This window comes from Fundidesulfovibrio magnetotacticus (assembly GCF_013019105.1).
Lineage (GTDB): Bacteria > Desulfobacterota > Desulfovibrionia > Desulfovibrionales > Desulfovibrionaceae > Fundidesulfovibrio > Fundidesulfovibrio magnetotacticus.
On sequence record NZ_BLTE01000021.1, the window covers coordinates 36,239 to 55,337 of the forward strand.

General features: G+C 67.0%; 17 protein-coding genes. 6 read left to right on the top strand and 11 right to left on the bottom strand.

Features of this window, described 5'->3' with window-relative positions; all coding sequences use genetic code 11:
• Nucleotide 1 precedes the first annotated feature (1 nt).
• From NNJEOMEG_RS18095 to NNJEOMEG_RS18130, 8 genes are all read right to left on the bottom strand, one after another.
• A complete protein-coding gene (locus NNJEOMEG_RS18095; RefSeq protein WP_173086874.1) occupies nt 2-955 on the bottom strand; it encodes an efflux RND transporter periplasmic adaptor subunit in 954 nt (317 codons plus the stop codon).
• A gap of 4 nt (nt 956-959) precedes the next feature.
• Nucleotides 960-2,582, bottom strand: a complete 1,623-nt coding sequence (locus NNJEOMEG_RS18100) for a TolC family protein (RefSeq protein WP_173086875.1) — start codon at nt 2,580-2,582, stop codon at nt 960-962.
• 16 nt (nt 2,583-2,598) lie between these two features.
• Nucleotides 2,599-3,291, bottom strand: a complete 693-nt coding sequence (locus tag NNJEOMEG_RS18105) for an ABC transporter ATP-binding protein (protein WP_173086876.1) — start codon at nt 3,289-3,291, stop codon at nt 2,599-2,601.
• The gene (locus NNJEOMEG_RS18110; RefSeq protein ID WP_173086877.1) at nt 3,284-4,537 is read right to left on the bottom strand and encodes an ABC transporter permease; all 1,254 of its coding nucleotides are present in this window, start codon (nt 4,535-4,537) and stop codon (nt 3,284-3,286) included. Before NNJEOMEG_RS18110 ends, NNJEOMEG_RS18105 begins: the two co-directional genes overlap by 8 nt.
• Nucleotides 4,538-4,594: 57 nt before the next feature.
• Nucleotides 4,595-5,884 (bottom strand): aminotransferase class I/II-fold pyridoxal phosphate-dependent enzyme, encoded by a 1,290-nt coding sequence (locus tag NNJEOMEG_RS18115; protein WP_173086878.1) that lies wholly within the window; start codon nt 5,882-5,884, stop codon nt 4,595-4,597.
• Nucleotides 5,885-5,994: 110 nt separating this feature from the next.
• Nucleotides 5,995-6,480 (bottom strand): hypothetical protein, encoded by a 486-nt coding sequence (locus NNJEOMEG_RS18120; RefSeq protein ID WP_173086879.1) that lies wholly within the window; start codon nt 6,478-6,480, stop codon nt 5,995-5,997.
• Nucleotides 6,477-7,058 carry a hypothetical protein gene (locus tag NNJEOMEG_RS18125; protein ID WP_173086880.1) on the bottom strand — a complete coding sequence of 194 codons (582 nt, stop codon included), beginning with the start codon at nt 7,056-7,058 and terminating at the stop codon, nt 6,477-6,479. The genes NNJEOMEG_RS18120 and NNJEOMEG_RS18125 overlap by 4 nt, the downstream gene beginning before the upstream one ends.
• Nucleotides 7,048-8,664, bottom strand: coding sequence for a glycosyltransferase family protein (locus tag NNJEOMEG_RS18130; protein WP_173086881.1), 1,617 nt, complete (start codon nt 8,662-8,664; stop codon nt 7,048-7,050). The genes NNJEOMEG_RS18125 and NNJEOMEG_RS18130 overlap by 11 nt, the downstream gene beginning before the upstream one ends.
• A 139-nt stretch (nt 8,665-8,803) precedes the next feature.
• Here NNJEOMEG_RS18130 and NNJEOMEG_RS18135 point away from each other — a divergent pair, with 139 nt between their 5' ends.
• A complete protein-coding gene (locus tag NNJEOMEG_RS18135; protein WP_173086882.1) occupies nt 8,804-9,616 on the top strand; it encodes a glycosyltransferase family 2 protein in 813 nt (270 codons plus the stop codon).
• Between the two features lie 223 nt (nt 9,617-9,839).
• Here NNJEOMEG_RS18135 and NNJEOMEG_RS18140 read toward each other — a convergent pair whose 3' ends face one another.
• Nucleotides 9,840-11,048 (bottom strand): zinc-dependent alcohol dehydrogenase, encoded by a 1,209-nt coding sequence (locus tag NNJEOMEG_RS18140; protein WP_173086883.1) that lies wholly within the window; start codon nt 11,046-11,048, stop codon nt 9,840-9,842.
• A 156-nt stretch (nt 11,049-11,204) separates the two neighbouring features.
• Here NNJEOMEG_RS18140 and NNJEOMEG_RS18145 point away from each other — a divergent pair, with 156 nt between their 5' ends.
• The 5 genes from NNJEOMEG_RS18145 to NNJEOMEG_RS18165 all read left to right on the top strand — a co-directional run bounded on the left by NNJEOMEG_RS18145 (nt 11,205) and on the right by NNJEOMEG_RS18165 (nt 15,774).
• Complete coding sequence (locus tag NNJEOMEG_RS18145; protein ID WP_173086884.1) at nt 11,205-12,419, top strand: radical SAM protein; 1,215 nt, start codon at nt 11,205-11,207, stop codon at nt 12,417-12,419.
• Nucleotides 12,420-12,426: 7 nt separating this feature from the next.
• Complete coding sequence (locus NNJEOMEG_RS18150) at nt 12,427-13,503, top strand: glycosyltransferase (protein WP_235957028.1); 1,077 nt, start codon at nt 12,427-12,429, stop codon at nt 13,501-13,503.
• 171 nt (nt 13,504-13,674) lie between these two features.
• Nucleotides 13,675-14,085, top strand: coding sequence for a hypothetical protein (locus NNJEOMEG_RS18155; protein ID WP_173086885.1), 411 nt, complete (start codon nt 13,675-13,677; stop codon nt 14,083-14,085).
• Between the two features lie 19 nt (nt 14,086-14,104).
• Nucleotides 14,105-15,277, top strand: a complete 1,173-nt coding sequence (locus NNJEOMEG_RS18160) for a glycosyltransferase family 2 protein (protein WP_173086886.1) — start codon at nt 14,105-14,107, stop codon at nt 15,275-15,277.
• Nucleotides 15,274-15,774 (top strand): DUF2867 domain-containing protein, encoded by a 501-nt coding sequence (locus NNJEOMEG_RS18165; protein WP_173086887.1) that lies wholly within the window; start codon nt 15,274-15,276, stop codon nt 15,772-15,774. Before NNJEOMEG_RS18160 ends, NNJEOMEG_RS18165 begins: the two co-directional genes overlap by 4 nt.
• A 45-nt stretch (nt 15,775-15,819) precedes the next feature.
• Here the strand turns inward: NNJEOMEG_RS18165 and NNJEOMEG_RS18170 are convergent, their stop codons facing one another.
• Both NNJEOMEG_RS18170 and NNJEOMEG_RS18175 read right to left on the bottom strand, forming a co-directional pair.
• Nucleotides 15,820-17,268 carry a lipopolysaccharide biosynthesis protein gene (locus tag NNJEOMEG_RS18170; protein ID WP_173086888.1) on the bottom strand — a complete coding sequence of 483 codons (1,449 nt, stop codon included), beginning with the start codon at nt 17,266-17,268 and terminating at the stop codon, nt 15,820-15,822.
• Between the two features lie 78 nt (nt 17,269-17,346).
• Nucleotides 17,347-18,915, bottom strand: a complete 1,569-nt coding sequence (locus NNJEOMEG_RS18175; RefSeq protein ID WP_173086889.1) for a radical SAM protein — start codon at nt 18,913-18,915, stop codon at nt 17,347-17,349.
• Between the last annotated feature and the right edge of the window lie 184 nt (nt 18,916-19,099).

Below are 19,099 nucleotides of genomic sequence, written 5' to 3' on the forward strand. Positions count from 1 at the left end.
GTCACTTCTTGGGGGTGATGGACACCTGCGCCTTGAGGCCTTCCTTGAGGGAAAAGTCCGGGTTGGGCAGGGTCAGTTCGATTTCATAGTAGGAGGGCTGGTGCAGCGCGGTGGGCAGGGGAGCCCAGGGGATGCGGCTGATGCTGGCCTCCAGGGTCTTGCCGGGGAGGGAGTCGAAGGTGACCTTGGCTTTGTCGCCCAGCTTCAGGCGCAGGGCCTCGATCTCGTGAACCTGGGCGCGGATGAGGATGGGATCGAGCAGGCCTACCTGGAAGAGTTCGGTGTCGCGGGAGAGCTTGACGCCCTGGCGCAGTTCCGGGTTGATCCAGAGCACGTAGCCGTCGACGGGGGCCTTGACGATGCCCTCGTTGGGGAGGCTGCCGAAGTTGGCCTTGGGGCCGAAGCGGTCGCGGGCCAGTTCGAGGCGCTGCTGGGCCATGTCCTTTTCGAGATTGAGGCGCTCGGTGAGGGCCACGCGCTGTTTCTCGACGGCATCGATCTCCAGGGCGTTCTGGGCCAGGGCCTGGGATGTGGCGAGGTTTTGCTTCTCCATCATCTCCAGTTCCTTGCGCTTGACGCGGAACTTTTCCAGGTCGCGGTTGGCGGCGGAGAGCAGGTGCTCCACCTCCTTGACCTGGGCGAGGTTGAGGTTTCGCTTCTCGGCCATGCGCGTTTCCATGGGGATCTCGAAGGTGGCCAGGACGTCGTTCTTTTTCACCTTCTGGCCGATCTGCGTGGGCATGGTGGCGATCTGGGACGTGAAGGGCAGCTGCACGGAGAGCTTCAAGGGGCTGTAGAGCTTGCCCGAAAAGATGATTTCGCTGGCCATGGGCGATGGGTCGGCCGCCTGGGGAGCCGCAGGGGGCGCAGCGGGAGCGGCGGGCTGTTGGGCGCGGACGGGCAAGGCCGTCGCGGCCAGGAAGGCCAGAGCCAGGAGGAGGTTGCGCAGGGTCATCGGGTTATTTCTCCCAGGATTCGATGTCGACGTATTTCTGGCGCAGGTCGCCGGAGAGGCCCATGAGCGTGAGCAGGGCGATGTCGCGCTTGGACTGAGCCAGGAGCATCTTCTGCTTGTTGTCGTAGAGCAGCGAGCGGGAATCCACGAGCTTGTCGAAGTCGGTCTGTCCGCTCTTAAACTGGTATTCGCTCTGCTCGTCCCTGAGGCGGTGGAACTCCACGGTGGCCGTGGACATGCGCAGTTCGGAGGCGGCGGTCTGGTAGTCCGAGAGAGCCTTCTGAACGCTGACGATCAGTTCGAATTCCTTGGCCTTGTTCTGGGCGTTGGTCTGCTCGAGCTTCTTGTACTGGCGCGAGATTTCGCGTCCCTTGGTCCAGTAGTCAAGGGGCATGGAGATGTTGATGCCGGGGTAGAAGGGGAAGCCTTCGTTCTTGTAGGTGGTGGAGCTGTTCAGGGAGTCCACGGTCTGGAAGGTGAAGCCGAAGGACGGCAGGAGCTTCACGTAGGAAAGGCCGATGTTCTTCTTCTGCAGGCGGCGTTCGTATTCGGCCATGCGCAGGTCGAAGGAGTTGGCGCGGATCTTCTCGTCGGTGACGTCGGCGATGGTGAAGGCGCCCATGATCTGCTTGCGGGCGGCGGCCACGTCGAGTTCGAGCTTGTTGGTGAAGGGCACGCCCAGGATGAACTTGATGTCGTCCATAACCGAGTTGCGGATGGATTCGATCTGTTCGAGTTCGGCCTTGGCGATGTCGATGCGCGTCTCCGCGAGCTTTATCTCAAGCTGGGTGGCCTGCCCGATGCCGAGCCTGGTTTTGTAGAAGGTGAGGTTCTTCTGGGCCAGCTCCAGGCGGTCCTTGGAGACAGCGCGCTGCGATTCCACGGCCTCGAGCTGAATGAAGTCGGTGGCCAGGCGAACGAGCCCGGCCGAAATCACTTTCAGGTGGCCCAGCACGGCGATGTTGGCCATCTCGTTGCGGGCCTGGACCTCGAAGGTGGAGAGCACGGGGTTCCACTGGCCGGTGGAGAAGCTGATGGTGTAGGGTTTGTCCTGGGTTCCGTCGATCTTGGTGGGCATGCGGAACCAGTAGGTGGTGTTGATGGAGACCGTGGGCACGAACGTGGACCAGGCGTCCTGCACGTCCAGGCGCTTGGTTTCGATCTCCAGGGCCGAGCGCACCAGCAGGGGGGACTGCACCAGGGCCACGCGCACGCATTCGTGGAAGTCGGCGGGCTGCTTGATGGAGGTGGACATGGGCCGCTCGCCGTTGGCGGGCATGGCGCCGGAAGGCAGAGGCTCGCTGCCGGGGAGACCGCTTTTGGCCTGGGCCTGCGCCGGCGGCTGCGCTTGAGTTTGCGCCGCGGGCTTGGCGGGGACGGCCGGCTGGGCCTGCTTCGCATGCTTGGCGTCGCCGGGCTGTTGGGCCTGACCCGCGTCCATGGGCTGCACGGGTTTATCCGGCGCGGGCGGAGCGGTGGGGAGGGTCTCGTAGGAGCGTATCTTGTCGGGCTTCTCGGCCGAGTTGCTTTTGTCCTTGGCGGCCAGCGCGGGCGCGGCGAAAAGCATGATGAGCGCCGCGAGGCACAGGGCGGTGAGTCGAAAATTCGGCCGTCTGGCAAGACGCATTGTGGATCCCCTTTGCTTAATAGGGCTTGAGCATTCCGTCGGACAAAAGGCTTCTGCGGGAGCAGCGTTCGGCCGTTCCCGCATCGTGGGTGACGATGACCATGGCCACCCGTGCTTCCTCGGTGATCTTCACGAAGTAGTCCATGACGCGCGCGGAGTTGTCCTTGTCGAGCTGTCCCGTGGGTTCGTCGGCGAGGATGAATTCCGGCTCGTTCACCAGGGCTCTGGCAATTGACACGCGCTGGCGTTCGCCGCCGGAGAGGCGGTTGGATGGCTGGCGCACGCGGTGCTCCAGGTTCACCAGCTTCAGGGCTTCCATGATCATGTCTTCCCGTACGCTGCGTTTAACCCCGGTGTAGATCAGGGGCAACTCCAAATTCTCGTAGACGGTGGAGTTTTCGAGCAGGTCGCAGCTTTGGAACACGAAGCCCATTTTTTCGCGGCGGAAGATAGCCTGTGCGGCGCGGTCCAGCGTGAGCACGTTCACGCCGGCCACCTTGTACACGCCGTCGGTGGGCGGCTGGAAGATGCCCAGGATGAAGAGCAGGGTGGACTTGCCCGAGCCCGAGGGGCCCATGATGGCCACCATCTCGCCCCGGCGCACCTCGAGGTTGATGTCCTTGAGCACCGGGATGGCTTCCACGCCGGTGTTGTACACCTTGGTGAGGTGCTGGATGTCGATGACGATTTCGTTGTGGCGGCTATTCATAGCGCATGGCGTCCACGACCTGCATCCGGCTTGCGCGGATGGAGGGATAGAGTCCCGCGCCCACTCCCAGCACGGCGGCGAAGGCCAGGCCGGCCGCGAGGCACAGCGCGAAGAGGCCCTCGGGCGGCCGCGAACCGAGCATGCGGCTCATGTATTCGATGCCGAAGCGGCCCAGGAGCACGCCCAGCATGGCCGAGCCGAACGTGACCGAGAGCGCCTCGAAGAGGAACTGCCAGAGGATGTCGGAATCTTCCGCGCCCATGGCCTTCTTCAGTCCGATCTCGCGGGTGCGGGCCGTCACGGCGGCCATCATGATGTTCCAGATGCCGAAGCCGCCCAGCACCAGGGTGGCCCCGATGGAGGCGTAGATGAACAGGCTCACCCACCAGAACATGCGCTGCACCTGCTTGAGGGGCTCCCAGCCCACCTGGACGCGCAGGCCCTTGTCGGTCTGGTTGGCCTTGATGATCCTGCCCAGGGCGTCGGCCACGGGGGCCACGTCGTCCCAGGTGTTGCAGCGCACGTAGAGGCTGGAGATCTGCGAGATGTCCTGGATGCGGGCCTTGGCGGTTGTCACGGGGACGAAGGCCATGAGGGTCTTGTCGGCCGCGCGTACGCCGCCGATGATGCCCACCACCTGGTAGAGGTTGTTGTCCATGTTCAGGTACTGCCCGAGGGACGCCTCGGGGCTGCCGAAGATGGTCTTGGCCAGATCCTGGCCGAGCACGCAGACCTTGCTGCCATGGGCGATGTCTTCGGGCGTGAAGAGCCTGCCCAGCCGGGGCGTGAAGGAGAAGAGCGACCAGTAGTTCACGTCCACCCCGTGCAGGTTGAAGCCGTAGACTTTCTCCTGGTAGGTGGTGGTGACTCCGGCGCGCGTGCGGATGCCCGTGACGTCCTTGACCCCCGGGATGGCTTCCACGGCCTCGATGGTGTGGGTGCGGAACCACTCCTGGCGGTCGTACATCTGGGGGTCGAAGTGTGCGGCGATGATGGTCGCGCCGCCGAGGAGGTCGAGGTCGTTGTTGAAGTTGGCCTTGAGGTCGCGGCCCATGGTCACGATGGTGATGAAACCGGCCGTGCCCAGGGCGATGGACGCCATGACGCCGATGTAGCGCCGCCTCTTGCGCATCACCTCCCGCAGGCTGATGCGGATGAGGTCCATGAAGCGCAGGAAGCGGGTTCCCCTGTCGGGAGGTAGAAAACCCGCCGCCCTGAGGCTGTGGAGTGTGGTCTTGTTGGTCATGCGTCTCCGTGCTGGGCCGTGTCCCTTCCCTGCTAGACTTGCGTTCCTGCCGCCGGGTTACAGCAGCGACTGGCTGGAACGCGCTCCAGGGATGGTGGAGGATGCCTGGGCGCCCTCGCCCTCGGGCTGGTCCCCGTCCTGGTCCTGGATGCGGATGCGGTATTTGCGGGCCATCTCGTCCATGACCTCCAGCACGAAGTCCATCTGGCGGTCTTCATGGGTGGACATGCAGGCCGTGCGGATGAGCGCCTGTCCGCGCGGCACGGCGGGGTAGATGGCGGGCAGGGCGAAGATGCCCCGTTCGAAAAGTTCCTGGGCGAACATGAAGGCCTTCTCGTCCGACCCGATGGTGATGGGGATGATGGGCGCGATGGACTCCGAGAATCGCAGGCCGATGTCCTTGTAGCCCTGGCGCATCCGGCGGGTGTTGGCGCGCAGGCGCTCCACGCGTTCGGGCTCGGCCTCGAGGATGTCGATGCAGGTGAGCGCGGCGGTGGTGCAGGCCGCGGGCAGCGCGGCGGAGAAGATCTGCGTGCGCGACTGGTGCTGGATGTAGTCGAGCACGTCCGTGTGGTCCGAGGCCACGAACCCACCGATGGAGGCGAAGGCCTTGGAGAACGTGCCCATGATGAAGTCGGTCTGTTCGGTGACGCCGAAGTGTTCGGCCGTGCCGCGCCCGTTGGCGCCCAGCACGCCCAGGCCGTGGGCGTCGTCGAGGTAGAGCAGCATGTCGGGATACTGCTTCTTGAGTTCGGCCAGTTCGTCCATGACGGCCACGTCGCCGGACATGGAGAAGATGCCCTCGGTGATCAGGAGCACCTGGCCGTCGAAATCGGGCTTGCCCATTTCGGAGGCGATCTTGCGCGCTGCGGAGGGGGCGTCGTTGTGGGCAAAGGTGCCCATGCGCTTGGTGCCGCCCAGGCCCGCGAAGATGGAGGCGTGGTTCTCGCGGTCGCAGAGCACGTAGTCGCTGGGGGTGAGCAGGCAGCCCAGGGCGCCCAGGTTGGTGGAGAAGCCCGTCACGTGAAGCACGGCGCGCTTCTTGCCCACGAAGGCCGCCAGGCGCTCCTCCAGGGTCTGGTGGAGCACCATGTTGCCCGAGAGGAAGCGCGAGCCGCCGGGGCCGGTGCCCATGCGGTAGATGGCCTGGGCGGAGGCCTCCTTGACGCGGGCGTCGTGGGAGAGGCCGAGGTAGTCGTTGGAGCCGATCATCACGAGGCGTTTGCCGGCGCACTCCACTTCCGTGCCCCAGGAGCGGCTGATGGGGCGGAAGTAGGGGTAGATCCCCGCATCGCGGATGACGCGGATCATTCCGGTGACTTTCTGGCAGCGGTCGTGCAATTTCATCGGCTGGTTATCCTTGGAGTGTGGTGAGCCCGCGGGCGTGCGGACGGCATACGAGCGCCATTTTGGAACGGGCCTCTACACCAGATAGGAAGACGCCGCAACCCTTCGTGCTACGTGGCGGAACCCATGAGGTATTCGCGTACGTGCCGGGCGTTTTCCCGCATGATCTTCCCGAGCGCCGTGGCCGCGCGGCCGTATTGCCCCGGGAACGTGGGCGTGTAGTAGATTTCGTCGTCAGAGTCGGCCAGCACGGTGGTGTAGCCGCGCATCCAGAGGTCGCGCTTGGTGGACCATTCCAGATAAATCCAGGCCAGGCGCTGGCGGCCGTCGGCCGTGCGGCAGCGGGCGACGCCCCACACGTAGGCCTCGCCGCCCGTGGAAGGGGCGCGCTGCTTGATGAAGTCGACCCGCTCGAAGGTGAGGCCCGAGGAGGCGCAGAAACCGCGCGCCGCGATGTCCCAGGCTTCGGCGGACTGTTCGCGCGCAAGGCGCTCCAGGCCGTGGGGCGGGTAGAACCAGGCGTTGAACAGGGCGAACCCGGCAATGCAGACGGCCAGCAGGCAGCCCAGGGCGATCAGGGGCTTCTTCACGTTCACGGCGCGTTGCCTCCCCGCGCTGCGTCCCGGAACCGCGTTTCGAGGGGGGCCGTGCCGGGAGCGGGCGGCAGCGTGGGCGCCACGCCGACCGCCCCCCCGTAGAAGCCGCCGGACCCGGAGCGGACCCGGGCCTCGCCAGAGGCTTCGGAGACAGGGTCTGGAGCGGGTTCGCCAGACCACGTGAGACGCCAGCGCGCCGCTTCGCGCAGCCTGGCGCGGGCGAGCTTCTCCTCGGCCAGAAGCACGTAGTCGGCGTTGCGCACGTCCTTGGTCAGGGCCTTGAGCAGGGCCAGCTCGGCGCGCTCGCGCGTGACCAGTTCGTCGTCGGCGGGCTCTTCGCCGCGTTCGCGCATTTCCTCGAGCCGAAGCTCGATGGCCTTGCCGGTGTGGTAGTTGATGTCGAAGTGGCGCTCTTTCATGATGGCCACGTTCTCGCCGTCGTTCACCTGGCCCCGGTAGAAGCGCTCAGGTTCCAGCGCGGGGTAGACCTCCGGGAGCTTCATGAAGCCCTTGTGGAAGGTCAGTGCCAGGCAGGCGAAAAGCCCCAGCTTCACCAGGCGCTCGGGATCAATCCGCACGGGCCGTCTCCTTGCGCTTGTAGACCACCAGCGGGGCCTGGGGCGGACCTGCGGGCACGAAATAATGGAAATAGGGGTCGGCGCGGTTGCCGAAGGTTTCGTCGGGGCGGTTCAGCTCGATGCGCTCGTAGTCGCGCGCCAGATCGAGTCCCCGCGTGACGAACTCCCTTGGCGCGAAGACCTGGCCGTCGCGGTTCACGCGCACGGCGCGGCGCACGCTCACCCAGTCGGGCTTCTCGGCCGGGTTGATGGGGCCTTGCAGGCCGCCGATCACCCGGAAGGGCGTGTGGAACTGGAGCACCATGTCGGAATATTCGGCCAGGATGGTCTGGCCGGGCCTGGCGTTGGCCAGGAAGAAGTCGATGAGGGCCTGGTTCACGTCGGCGGGGTAGCCGTTGAAGAGCTCCGTCAGGTGCAGCTTCAGGGGCACGTTGACGCTGGTGAGCATGGTCAGGTCGTTCTCCCATGGGCGGTTCACGATCTTCAGGCGCTCCATGGGCAGCAGGTTCAGCCAGTTGGTGAGCCCCACCAGGATCAGGAACAAAGCCCCCGACGGCCTGGAGAAGCGCCAGAGCCTGAGCCCGGCCCAGGCCAACAGGATGGCGCAGGCCGGGTAGAAATGCACGATGTAGCGGTGGAAGCGCTGGGGGAACAAGGCCAGGATCACGAAGCTGCCCATCATCACCAGGGCCATGAAAAGGCAGAAGCGCTCCCCGGGTTCGTCTGGGCCGCCCCGGCCCAGGAAGAAGCCGCGCCAGCGCCAGCCCAGCCAGGCCAGAACGGGCAGGGGCAGCATGAACATCACCCAGTCCGAGAAATAGAGCATCAGGTTCTCGGGCACGAGCATGATGTTGAAAAGCGTGGACTGGCGTCCCATGCGGTAGAGCAGGATGCCCGGCACGATGAGCGTGCACGACAGGGCGATCACCAGCCCCGTGCGCGCCAGGCTGGTCCTTTCGCGGTAGAGCAGCAGGGCCGCGCCCAGAAGCGGCGGGGCCAGGGAGAGCAGCAGCAGGTAGTTGGCGTGGAACAAAACGCCAAGCCCCAGGGCGATGGTCAGCAGGGGCGGCCAGCGCCGCTTCCAGTCGCCCAGGAAGCCCCAGAGGATGGCCAGGAAGACCAGCCCCCCCGCCGAATAATAACGCCCCTGGCGCGCGAACAGCAGGAAAGGCACGTTCAGCGCCAGCAGCAGCGCCGAAAGCCTGGCCCAGGCAAGGTCTCCGAAGCGGCGTGCCACCAGCAGGTAGGTGGCGGCGATGCACGCCAGCCCCGTGAGGGCGAAGAAAAACCTTGCCCAGAAGGCGTCGCGCGGGGCGATGAGCTGACCGGCCGCAGACATGTAGATCTGCAGCCAGGGCGACCAGCGCCAGATCATGTCCGGACCGAACTCGCGGCGCTCCTCCTGGGAGACCACGTTCACGCCGTCGGTGACCATCGGCAGCCCCGTGGCAAGCACGTTGCGGGCCAGCGTGGCCGTTTCGGCCTCGTCCTGCCAGAGCGGGCGGTCGCCGAGTCCTTTAAAGATGAGAAACGCCCCCAGGATCAGGATGGCCCAAAAGGCCCAGTCCCGGCAGGCGGCGAGGGAGGTGGTGTCGTTGGTGTGCATGGTGTGACGCGGCGTCTCTAACCGCATTGCGCCGGAAAAACAAGCACGCCGCAATTCGGGCTTGACAGCCCCGGGGGTTTGAGGATTAATCCGCCGTTTCGTATCATCCGCCATCGATCTCTTTCGGAGGAACCCCCCGATGATGAACGGCAAAAAAGTGGTGGTGGTCATGCCGGCCTACAATGCCGCCACCACCCTGGAGCGCACCTTGGCCGAGGTGCCTCGCGATATCGTGGACGACGTCATTCTCGTGGACGACGCCAGCCGCGACAACACCATCGAGCACGCGCGCAAGCTGGGCATCCGCTGCTTCCTGCACGAGCGCAACTGGGGCTACGGCCGCAACCAGAAGACCTGCTATTCCGAAGCCCTCAAGCTGGGCGCCGACGTGGTGATCATGGTCCACCCGGACTACCAGTACACCCCGCTCATCATCCCCGCCATGGCCAACCTGGCCACCTCGGGCCTCTACGACGTGGTCATCGCCTCGCGCATCCTGGGCGGCACGGCCCTGGCCGGCGGCATGCCCGGATACAAATACGTCTCCAACCGTTTCCTCACCCTCGCCCAGAACCTGCTCATGGGCGCGAAGCTTTCGGAATACCACACCGGCTACCGCGCCTTCACCCGCGAAGTGCTGGAGAAGCTCCCCCTCTGGGAAAACTCCGACGACTTCGTCTTCGATAACCAGATGCTCGCCCAGTCCATCTACTTCGGCTTCAAAGTGGGCGAAGTGAGCTGCCCCACCAAATACTTCGACGAGGCCAGCTCCATCAACTTCAAGCGCTCCTGCATCTACGGCCTGGGCTGCCTGGGCACCGCCTGGAAATTCCGCATGCAGAAATGGGGCAAGGCCAAACACGCCATCTTCGACCCCAACGGACGCGGACTCTCCGACCCCGAAGCCAACTACTATTCCGACCAGACCGCCACCATCTTTCCCCCCGAATAGACCAGGCGGATCAAGCTTTTATACGAAGGCCCCCGGACTCGCGCCGGGGGCCTTTCGCGTCGCGGCCCCGGGAAAAAGACCCGGCGCCCTCTCCGGACGCGGGGGGCTCTTCCTTCGACCGCACCTCCCCTCGCCGCCGCCCCACCGCCCTTATGGCGTCGGGCGCTTCCGCCAACAGTTGCCCGGTCCGTGGTCGTAGGCTGAAGCGGCGTCGCGACCCTGTTCAGATCCTGGGGGCGAAGGCCAGCTTCATGGAGCCGGAGCCGGACTTGTCGAACGCGGCCTGGAAGGCTTTCTTCCACTCCGCGAGAGGGTATGCTCCGGAGAAGAGTCCGGCGGTGGGGTAGCTGCCGGAGGCGAGCAGGTCCAGGCAGAGCTGGTAGGTGCGCACACGCTCGCCGTTCCAGGGGGCCGTGGCGTACATCGCCGTGCCCGTGACGGTGAGCTGTCGGAACCAGAGGCTGGAGAAATCCGTGTTTTTGAGGGTCCCGGCCGTGCCGATCATCACGTAGCGGCCGCGCGCGCGCAGTGTCACCAGGGAGTCCTCGAGGGTGCGCGGGGAGGCCACGCAGTCGAAGACCACGTCCACGCCGCCTTCGATGTTGCCGCCGCCCATGGTGGTGGGGAGGAAGCGCCCCTGGAAGGCGCGGGCCAACTCCTGCCGGGTGGCCTTGCGCAGGATCTCGTCCGCGCCGCCCTGGCGGCCCAGGTCGGCCTGGAAGGGGTGGCGCGCGGCCAGGACGATGCGCCCGGCGAAGCCCAGTGCGCGCAGGCAGCGCACGGTGTGCTGCCCCAGGATGCCCGCGCCGATCACGAGCACGGACTGCCCGGGCTCGGGGAAGTTTTCCAGCACGGGCTGCATGGCGGAGGCCATGGAGTCGGTAAGGATGGCGTCCTCGTCGGAGACGTTTTCGGGCACGGGGAGGAGCTTGCCGGGGTGCGCGGCGGTGAGCGGGGCCATGCCGCCGGATGCGGCGGCGTTGAAGCCCAGCACGGAGCCCGGGGGGAGCGCGCCGTCGAGGAAGCGTTCGCAGAGGTTGTAGTCGCCCCGGGCGCAGGCGGGGCAGGGGGGCAGCTCGCGGACCGAGCAGTCCAGGACGGGTTCCACCACCACGCGAACGCCGGGCGCGGGGCCGTTGCCCGAGGGCGCGGCCTCCACGTCGGCGAGGATTTCGTGCCCGAGGACCATGGGCAGGGAGGCGTAGGGCTCCAGGAGCATGGACTCCGCGCCCTTGAGCAGGTTCACGTCGGAGCCGCAGATGCCGCACAGCCGGGTGCGCAGGGTGGACCAGCCGGGGCGTGCGGGCTTGAACGCCACCTCCTCCAGGGCCAGGGGGGTGACCAGATGGTGGAAGCGGCGGCGCTGGACGGCGCTGAAAAAGGCCGAAAGCAGGTAGCGCGGGATGGAGCGTCGGTAGAGCAGGGCTTTCATGGGCGGGTTGTGGGGCAGGGAGGCTGCTCTGTCAAGGTTGACGGGGGGCCTGGAGCGGCGTAGAGACCCCGCGTTTCAGGGGGAGCCGCGCGGGTTGACAAACCCGTGCGGTTGCCTACACTCCGCCTTCGCCGAATTTTCGGCCCGCGAGGTACCATGTCCAAGCGCTCCAGCATCGCCCTGGGAACCATCCTCAAGAACTTCGCCCGCGTCTCGCGCCATCCGTGGATCGCCTCCCGGCTGGCGGCTTTGGAGAAGGAGAAGATCCTCTTCAAGCCCCTGAACCCGCGCGCCCACGAGGGCGTGGCCCGGTCCATCCGCCAGGTGTCCGTGCGCATCACCGACATCTGCAACCTGCGCTGCCACACGTGCGGCCAGTGGGGCGACCAGGGCTTCCTGCACTGCGCGGACCTGAAGGCCCTGAAGAAGTCCGAGGTCTCGCCGGAGCGCTACCACCTGCTCCTGGCGGACCTGGCCACGCACGGTCATTTCCCGTCGGTGTACCTGTGGGGCGGCGAGCCCACCATGTACAAGGGCTGGCTGGAGATCATCGAACACGCCACGGTGCTGCGCATGCCCACGTCCATCGCCACCAACTCCACGGGCATCGCCAAGGCGGCCGAGCGGCTGGTGAAGGCCCCCATGTTCCTGCTGCAGATGTCCATCGACGGCCCCGACGCCGACACCCACAACGCCGCGCGCCCCTCTGCCTCGGGGGCCGACAACTTCCAGTCCATCCTGGACGCCCTGGACGCCGTGAACCAGGCCAAGAAGGCCGCAGGCAAGAAGCTGCCGCTCACGGCTTCGCTCACCACCATCTCCCAGGCCAACGTGGGGCGTCTGGTGGACATCTACGAGACCTTCAAGGACAAGGTGGACCTCTTCGTGTTCTACCTCTCCTGGTGGATCGACGAGGACTCGGCCAAGGCCCACGACGCCGACTTCGAGCGCCGCTTCGGGCAGAAGCCCAAGCTGCACTGGGGCTGGGTGGGCGACTGGACCATCAAGGAGTACGCCCTGCTGGATGCGCAGCTCAAGGAAGTGATGCGCCGCTCCAAGGGGTGGGATTCGCCCGCCGTGAACATCATCCCCAACATCACCGGGGTGGACAACCTGCGCGAATACTACACCGACCACTCCCAGCACTACGGCTACGACCAGTGCATCTCCATCTACCAGGCCGTGGAGATCGACTCCGGCGGCGACATGTCGCCGTGTCGCGACTACCACGACTACGTGGTGGGCAACGTGAAGCAGAACACCATCACGGAGATCTGGAACAACGAGGCCTACCGCAAGTTCCGCGCGAGCCTCACCACCCAGGGGCTCATGCCCGCCTGCACGCGCTGCTGCGGGCTCATGGGCTACTAGGCTGCCCTTGAGCGGACCCTGTCGGCTCGTCCTGCTCCTGCAGGACCTGTGCTACGGCGGCACCCAGCGCCACGCCCTGGAGCTTGCGCGCGGCATCGACCGCGCGCGCTTCGCCCCGGAGCTGTGGTCGCTCTGCAAGGGCGCGGACTTCGCGCCCGAGGCGGCGGCGGCGGGCATTCCCGTGCAGTGGATTACCGATCAGCGATCGGTAAGTTTTCGGTCCGTGCTGGCCCTTCGCGCCGCCATCCTCCGGGAGCGCCCCGCCGTACTCATGCCCCTCACCGCCGTGCCCAACATCTGGGGCCGCCTCTGGGGCCGCCTGGCCGGGCTCCCCCTGGTGCTCGGCACCGTGCGCGGAGGCGGCAACATCAAGCGCCAGCACGAACGCTTCCTGGCGCCCCTGGCCGGGCACCACATCACCAACACCCAGGCCCTCAAGGACGCGCTCCTGAAGCTCGGCAGGCCCGACCACGCCGTCACCGTGATCCGAAACGGCGTGGACACCGACCGCTTCAGCCCTGACCCCGACGGCATCGGCCCCGTGCGCAAGGTGGTGCTCTGCGTGGCCCGCTTCGTGGACGACAAGGACCATCCCACGCTCCTGGCCGCCTTCGAACGCCTCCACGCCCGCATGCCCGACGCCGAACTCTGGCTCGTGGGCGACGGCCCTCTCAAGGGCCGCTTTGAGTTCGCCGCGCGCCGCCTGGAGTGCGGGCGCAACATCCGCGTCTTCCCCGGCGGGCCGAACCTGGTGCCCTTCTACCGGCAGGCCTCGGTGCTGGCGCTCTCCTCGCTGCGCGAGGGGCTGCCCAACGTGGTGCTGGAGGCCATGGCCTGCGGCGTGCCCGTGGCCGCCACGGCCGTGGGCGGCATTCCCGAGGTGGTGGAGGAGGAGCGCACCGGACGTCTCTCCCCCGCTGGGGACCCGGAGGGCCTGGCCCGTAACCTGGAGCGCCTACTGGCCGACGAGGAGACCAGGGAGCGCATGGGCCGCGCGGCACGCGCCCGCGCCGTGGAGGACTTCTCCCTTCGGTCCATGGTGGCGCGCCACGAGGAACTGCTCGATCGCCTCCGGCAGCCCTGACGGCCCTTTGACGAAGCCCTCTCCCGCGGCCGACCGGGGGGCCTTCGCACCGCACCCCGCGCGATGGTTCCGCCAGTCTGCCGGGGGGCTGTTCAACCCGCACGGAAGCGTCTATAAGCGGCGCGTCGCGCGTTCCAGCCGGGGCGCGCCGCATACCTCTTCGGAGCCGTCATGAAAACGATCTGTCTCGCCGTAGCCCTCCTGTTGGCCCTGCCGGCCTTGGCCGCTCCCCAGCCCCAGAACGTGGAGGGCCTCTGGACCGCCGATTTCTTCGGCAACACCGTGGAATGCCACCTGGAGCAGAAGGGCCAGTTCCTCTGGGGCGTGGCTTACGTGACCACCCGGGCGGGCGAACGCAACACCTACCACCTCATCGGGATCGTGGCCGGCAATTCCGTGGAGGCCTTCCACGGCAGCAGCGGCAACCGCTTCAGCGGCCAGGTATCCCCGGAAGGCCGCGTCTCCGGCAACTTCATCATGAAGGACGGCCCCACCATCGCCATGGACGCCAGGCGCGTGAAGCCCGGCCGCACCCATCCCGGAGGCCTGGAATGGCCGCCCAACTACCCCCCCGCGCAGTGAAGCGCCCGAGGATCATTTCGTGAAGACCCTCTTCGTCCTTTCGGCCCTGGCCGAAGCCCTGCTGCTCCTGGCCTTGTGGAACGCCGGGCGTCGCCACGTGCTGGCCGGGCTGCGCAACCCCTACAAAGGCCCCGAACCCTTCGAGCCGTCGCCCCGCGTGGCCATGATCGTGCCCGTAACCGGCGACACCCCGGCCGTGCGCGCGGGCCTGAAAAGCCTTTTGGAGCAGGATTATCCCAACCTGCGCTATTTCCTTGTCACCCGCGACGGGTCCGACCCGGCCGTGGGCGTGATCGACGCCCTTATCGCGGGGCGCGGCGACGCCGTGCGCCTGGTGAGCGGCCCCGCCGAGACCAGCGGCCAGAAGAACCACAACCTCCTGGCGGGCGTGGCACAGGCCAGGCACTGGGCCGACATCTACGTCTTCTGCGATTCCACCCACGTGGCCCGGCCTGATCTGGCCCGGCTGCTGGCCCGGCCCATCGCCGAGGGCAAGGGCGTCATGTCCGGCGGGTTCCACCGCGTGGTGCCCCACAACGACACCACGCCCACCCTGGGCATGCTCCTGGCCTGCATGTTCCTGCACTGCCTGCAGCCCGTGCGCGCCGTCACCCAGCCCTGGGGCGGGGCCATGGCCGTCTCCCGCAAGGCCTTCGAGGAACACGGCATCCAGGCCGTCTGGTCCACCAACATCGTGGACGATTTCTCCCTGGGGCCGCATCTGGCCAAGAAGGGCATCCGCACCTGGCCCGTGGGCGAGGCGTGCCTGGAGACGCCGCTCAAGAGCGTGCCCTTCGCCATCTGGCAGGACTGGCTGACGCGCCAGCTCCTCTACCTGAAGTTCTGCACGCCGGAGATGTGGCTCGGGGTCGTCCCCGTGATCTGGCTCTTCTTCGGCCCGGCGCTTCTGGCCCTCTTCGGCGCTCTGGGGGCCGTGTTCGGCGCGGCGGACCCCTGGTGGCTGGGCGCCGCCGCGCTCTACGGCGCGGCCTTCTTCGGCCTGGGGCTTCTCTACCGCCAGCTCGCCCCGCTCCGCGTGCGCCTGCTCCCCTGGACCCTGGGCTTCTTCGCCACGCCCCTCATGGCCGCCTGGTGCTACCTGCGCACCTGGACCACCTTCCACATGCGCTGGAGGGGCACGTCCTACAAGGTGGGCTGGGGCGGCAAGGTGCTGCGGGTGATCCGCCAGTGAACGGCCAGCCTTCGGAGCTCTCGCTGCCGCCCGAGGTGCTCGAGGCCGTGGGGGCCTACGATTTCGCCGACCAGTTCGCCGCTGCGAGCCGCAAGGAAATCCGCCGCTATCTGGCGGATTTTCTTTCGTACAGGCCCTGGTGGCTACGGGCGCTCTTCGCCCTGCGAGCGCCCCTGGCGCGCCTGCTGGGCATCCGCCACGCGTTCCAGCCGGACGCGCCGACCGGGCCGGAATCCATCCCCTTCGAGCCGGGGGGCATGCTCTGGATCTTCAGGACCGTTGCGGCCCGCGAGGGGTCCTACTGGGCGGGCGAAGCCGACGACGCGCACCTGCGCGCGGTGCTGGCGGTGACCGCAGACACCCTGGAGGGCGGAGCAAGGGGCTACCGCGTGATGACCTTCGTGCGCTTCAAGAACTGGCGCGGCCCGCTCTATTTCCGGCTGGTGCGCCCCTTCCACTCCCTGGTGGTGGGGGCCAAGACGCGCCGGGCGGCGTAGGCGGCGTCAGCCATCCGCCCTGGCGGCGTTGAAGCGCCCCGGGCTTCAGGCCGCGCGCGCCTGGGCCTTCATCTCCTTCCACCATTTCCAGCCGAGCACCGCGAAGGGCGAGAGCGCCCCGGCCTCGGCCAGCTCGCGCACGTGGGTCAGGCCCAGGGCGTAGTAGAGCGCCCCGCCCAGGCACGCGGCCCCCAGCACGGGCCTCACGGCGCGCCACTTGATGAGGCCCATGGAGCGCTGGCAGGTCACGGTGGAGCACAGCGCCACGACGCCCTTGGTGAGCACGATGGCCATGCCCGCGCCCAGCAGCGGGTCGCCCGGGATGAACACGCTGCACAGGGCGATGTTCAGGATCAGCCCCGCCCCGTAAATCCAGAAGAGGGTCCACTGCCGGTGCTGGCTCATGAGCAGGTAGGCGGCCAGGTTGTGGATGAAGCTGAAGAGCACGGAGGGCACGAGCCATTTCTGGAGCAACGCGGCCTGGTGGTAGTCCGGGCCGTAGATGATGCCGATGATGCGGTCCGATTCGGCCCACAGGAAGAACATCACCGGGATGGAGGCCCCCAGGAGCCATTTCACGGAGTTGTCCTTGAGCCGGTCGAAGGCTTCCTTGTCGTGCCGCCACAGGCCCACGAAGAGGGGGTAGAGCACGCTCTTCATGAGCAGGCTGGAGATGGGGATCTGGATGGCGTCCACCACCTCCCAGGTGGCGGCGTACTGGGCCACGGAATGCGGCCCGGCGTACTTCTGGAGGAAGAAGAGGTTGGCCTTGTTGTAGAGGATGGAGAAGAGCGCCATGAATACGAAGACCACGCCGCCCTTGGCGGTGTTCCAGGTCCTGGCCAGTGCCTTGCCCTTGAAGGCCAGGTCTTGCACGTCGGTGCGGTTCACGGCGATCCAGGCTCCGCCCAGGAGGTTGATGCCGTTCTCGATGATCTTGAAAAGGGCGATCCAGTGGGGCTGGAAGCCCAGGGCCAGGGTGGCCAGGGCCCAGCCGTAGCCGCACACCGCGCCGATGGAGCGGATGCGGGCCTCCAGGTCCTGTCGCCCCTGCACGCGGCAGGCCACGAAGAAGGTGGAGGCCAGGGCCTCCAGGCCCACCCCGGCGGTGATCACCTGGATGAGGTTGGTGAGCCCCCCCGTGTAGCGCTGCTGCATGATGAAGGCCGTGACGCCCAGCCAGCCCAGCACGAGGATCACGCCCTTGATAAGCGTGTACTGCATGAGGATGTCGCCCTTGTGCCCGTATTTCTTGGACAGGGCGGACACCAGGGGCTGGTTGAGCCCGAACTCCCCCAGGAAAAGCACGATCATGGCCGTGCTGAAGGCCAGCTGGAACTCGCCGTAGTGGCTCTGGTCCACGCGGGCCAGGTAGATGAAGAAGGCGGTGTGGAGGAGATCCTTGATGGTCTGGGCCGAGGCAAGGTGCAGGAACTTGCCGATGACGCCGTGGGACGCGGCGGCCGCTCCCCCGTTGTCCGAGGGCTGGCTCATGCTGGGCGGGGGTGGGTCATGGGGGATTCCGTGGGGGCGGGCCGGGCGGCCCGCCCCTCGTGAGGTCGCTTGTGGGTGCTACTTTCTGCCCTTGCCCTTGGCGGGCTTGGCTTTGGAGGCGGGCTTGGGGGCCGCTTTGGGAGCCGACTTGGGCGCGGGCGCGGCCTGGGGCTCGGCGGCCAGGAGCGGGGCCTGTTCCGGGGCCTTCTCCGCGGGAGCGGTGGCGGCGGCCTGGGCTTCGGCAGGGGCGGCCACGGCCACGGGGGCCTCGGGCTTCACTGCCAGGGGCGCTTCGGGCTTCACGGCCACCGGGGCGGGCGCCTTCACGGCCGGAACGTCGGGCGATTTGACGGCCGGGACGTCGGGCGATTTGACGGCCGGAGCTTCGGGCGCGGGGGCCGGGGCGGCTTTCTGTCCGCCGCCGCAGCAACCGCCGCGCGGCGTGCAGGTGATGAACGTGCCGTACTTCTCCAGTTCGTCCACGCGGCAGCTCCAGACCATGCGGCCCTTGTGCAGGATGGCGTCGGGGCAGCCGTCGCACATGTTCTGGCGTCCGTCCTCGGAGACGTCGCAGGGCTGGATGATCATCACGGACTGGATGTGCAGGCATTCGGCCATGCGGGAGGGCTCCTTGAGCCATTCCCAGAAGATCTTGCGCACGCTCTTGTTCACCAGGGCCAGGGGGAAGAGGGCCTGGGCGGTGTTGGTGAGGGTGGGGCGCGCGTATGCCAGGTAGGTGCCGGTGAAGAGGTGGTGGAACACCTGGACGATCTCGGCGAACTTGTGGTCGAGGTAGCCCAGGGTCTTGTCCTTGCGGCCCACCTTGAGGGTGAGCAGCCACTTCATGGAGCGGGGGTCTTCGGTGCCGTTGAGGTAGGCGCAGGGCTCGAAGGCCGGGTCCTGGGTGCGGATCACGTCGGCCACGTCCTGGGCCACGATGTCCTTGTGGGCTTCCATGTGGTCCAGCTGGTAGACGAGCTGGTGCATGTCCACGGGCTTTCCGCCGGCGTGGCAGTCGAAGCCGGCCTGGGCCTTGGCGGAGCGGAAGAGGATGAACACCATGGTCTGGACGCGGTCCATGTGGTCCTGCGCCCAGCGGGTGAGCATGGGGATCTTGTCCAGGGTGTCGCGGTAGATGGTGGCGTTGAAGGCGCAGGCCACCTTGCCGCCGCCGTGCTCGTGGATCATGTTGGCGAGCTTCAGGCGCAGGTCGCAGAGTTCCTCTTCGGTCTGGCCGGAGAAGCCGGGGCGCTTCTGGTGGGAGTCCACGTGCATGGTGAAGCCCACGAGCCCGGCCTTGGTGAGGTCTCGCACCAGGGCGGGGGTGAGGGCGTGCCCGTTGGAGTTGATGATGGGCTTCCATCCCTGGGCGGCCACGTAGCGCACCAGCTCCACGATGTGGGGGTAGATGAGCGGCTCTCCGCCCGCGATGGAGATGCCGTCGGTGCGGCGCAGGGTGCGCACGGTCTCCAGCTCTCGGATCACGTCCTCCAGGGGCCTGTGGCCGTCGGGGTCGTTCTCGCGGTAGCAACCTTCGCAGTAGAGGTTGCACTTGGTGGTGGGTTCGAGCCAAGTGATGGAGTTGTCCGACAGGTTCCAGGGGAGACGGTAGTAGGTCTCCGGCGTGAGGGGGCGCTTTGGGTTCATGGCTGGTCCGTGTGGTTGGATTCGTAAAGGCACGCCAAATCTGAGCCGCTGTACAGCAAAAGGGCCCGGGTTGGCAACGCCCGGGGGAGGCGGCGCCGACCCCGATGCCCAGCGGCGCAACGCCCCACGTGCACACTTTCGGGACGGGCGCACGCTCCACAGTGGACCCGTACGGCAGGAACGG

Bases quoted from the DNA above. Each gene is read 5' to 3' on its own strand.
- NNJEOMEG_RS18100 (WP_173086875.1), bottom strand. From the start codon at position 2,582: ATGCGTCTTGCCAGACGGCCGAATTTTCGACTCACCGCCCTGTGCCTC.
- NNJEOMEG_RS18155 (WP_173086885.1), top strand. From the start codon at position 13,675: ATGAAAACGATCTGTCTCGCCGTAGCCCTCCTGTTGGCCCTGCCGGCC.
- NNJEOMEG_RS18095 (WP_173086874.1), bottom strand. From the start codon at position 955: ATGACCCTGCGCAACCTCCTCCTGGCTCTGGCCTTCCTGGCCGCGACG.
- NNJEOMEG_RS18130 (WP_173086881.1), bottom strand. From the start codon at position 8,664: ATGCACACCAACGACACCACCTCCCTCGCCGCCTGCCGGGACTGGGCC.
- NNJEOMEG_RS18105 (WP_173086876.1), bottom strand. From the start codon at position 3,291: ATGAATAGCCGCCACAACGAAATCGTCATCGACATCCAGCACCTCACC.
- NNJEOMEG_RS18140 (WP_173086883.1), bottom strand. From the start codon at position 11,048: ATGAAAGCCCTGCTCTACCGACGCTCCATCCCGCGCTACCTGCTTTCG.
- NNJEOMEG_RS18175 (WP_173086889.1), bottom strand. From the start codon at position 18,915: ATGAACCCAAAGCGCCCCCTCACGCCGGAGACCTACTACCGTCTCCCC.
- NNJEOMEG_RS18145 (WP_173086884.1), top strand. From the start codon at position 11,205: ATGTCCAAGCGCTCCAGCATCGCCCTGGGAACCATCCTCAAGAACTTC.
- NNJEOMEG_RS18135 (WP_173086882.1), top strand. From the start codon at position 8,804: ATGATGAACGGCAAAAAAGTGGTGGTGGTCATGCCGGCCTACAATGCC.
- NNJEOMEG_RS18115 (WP_173086878.1), bottom strand. From the start codon at position 5,884: ATGAAATTGCACGACCGCTGCCAGAAAGTCACCGGAATGATCCGCGTC.
- NNJEOMEG_RS18110 (WP_173086877.1), bottom strand. From the start codon at position 4,537: ATGACCAACAAGACCACACTCCACAGCCTCAGGGCGGCGGGTTTTCTA.
- NNJEOMEG_RS18170 (WP_173086888.1), bottom strand. From the start codon at position 17,268: ATGAGCCAGCCCTCGGACAACGGGGGAGCGGCCGCCGCGTCCCACGGC.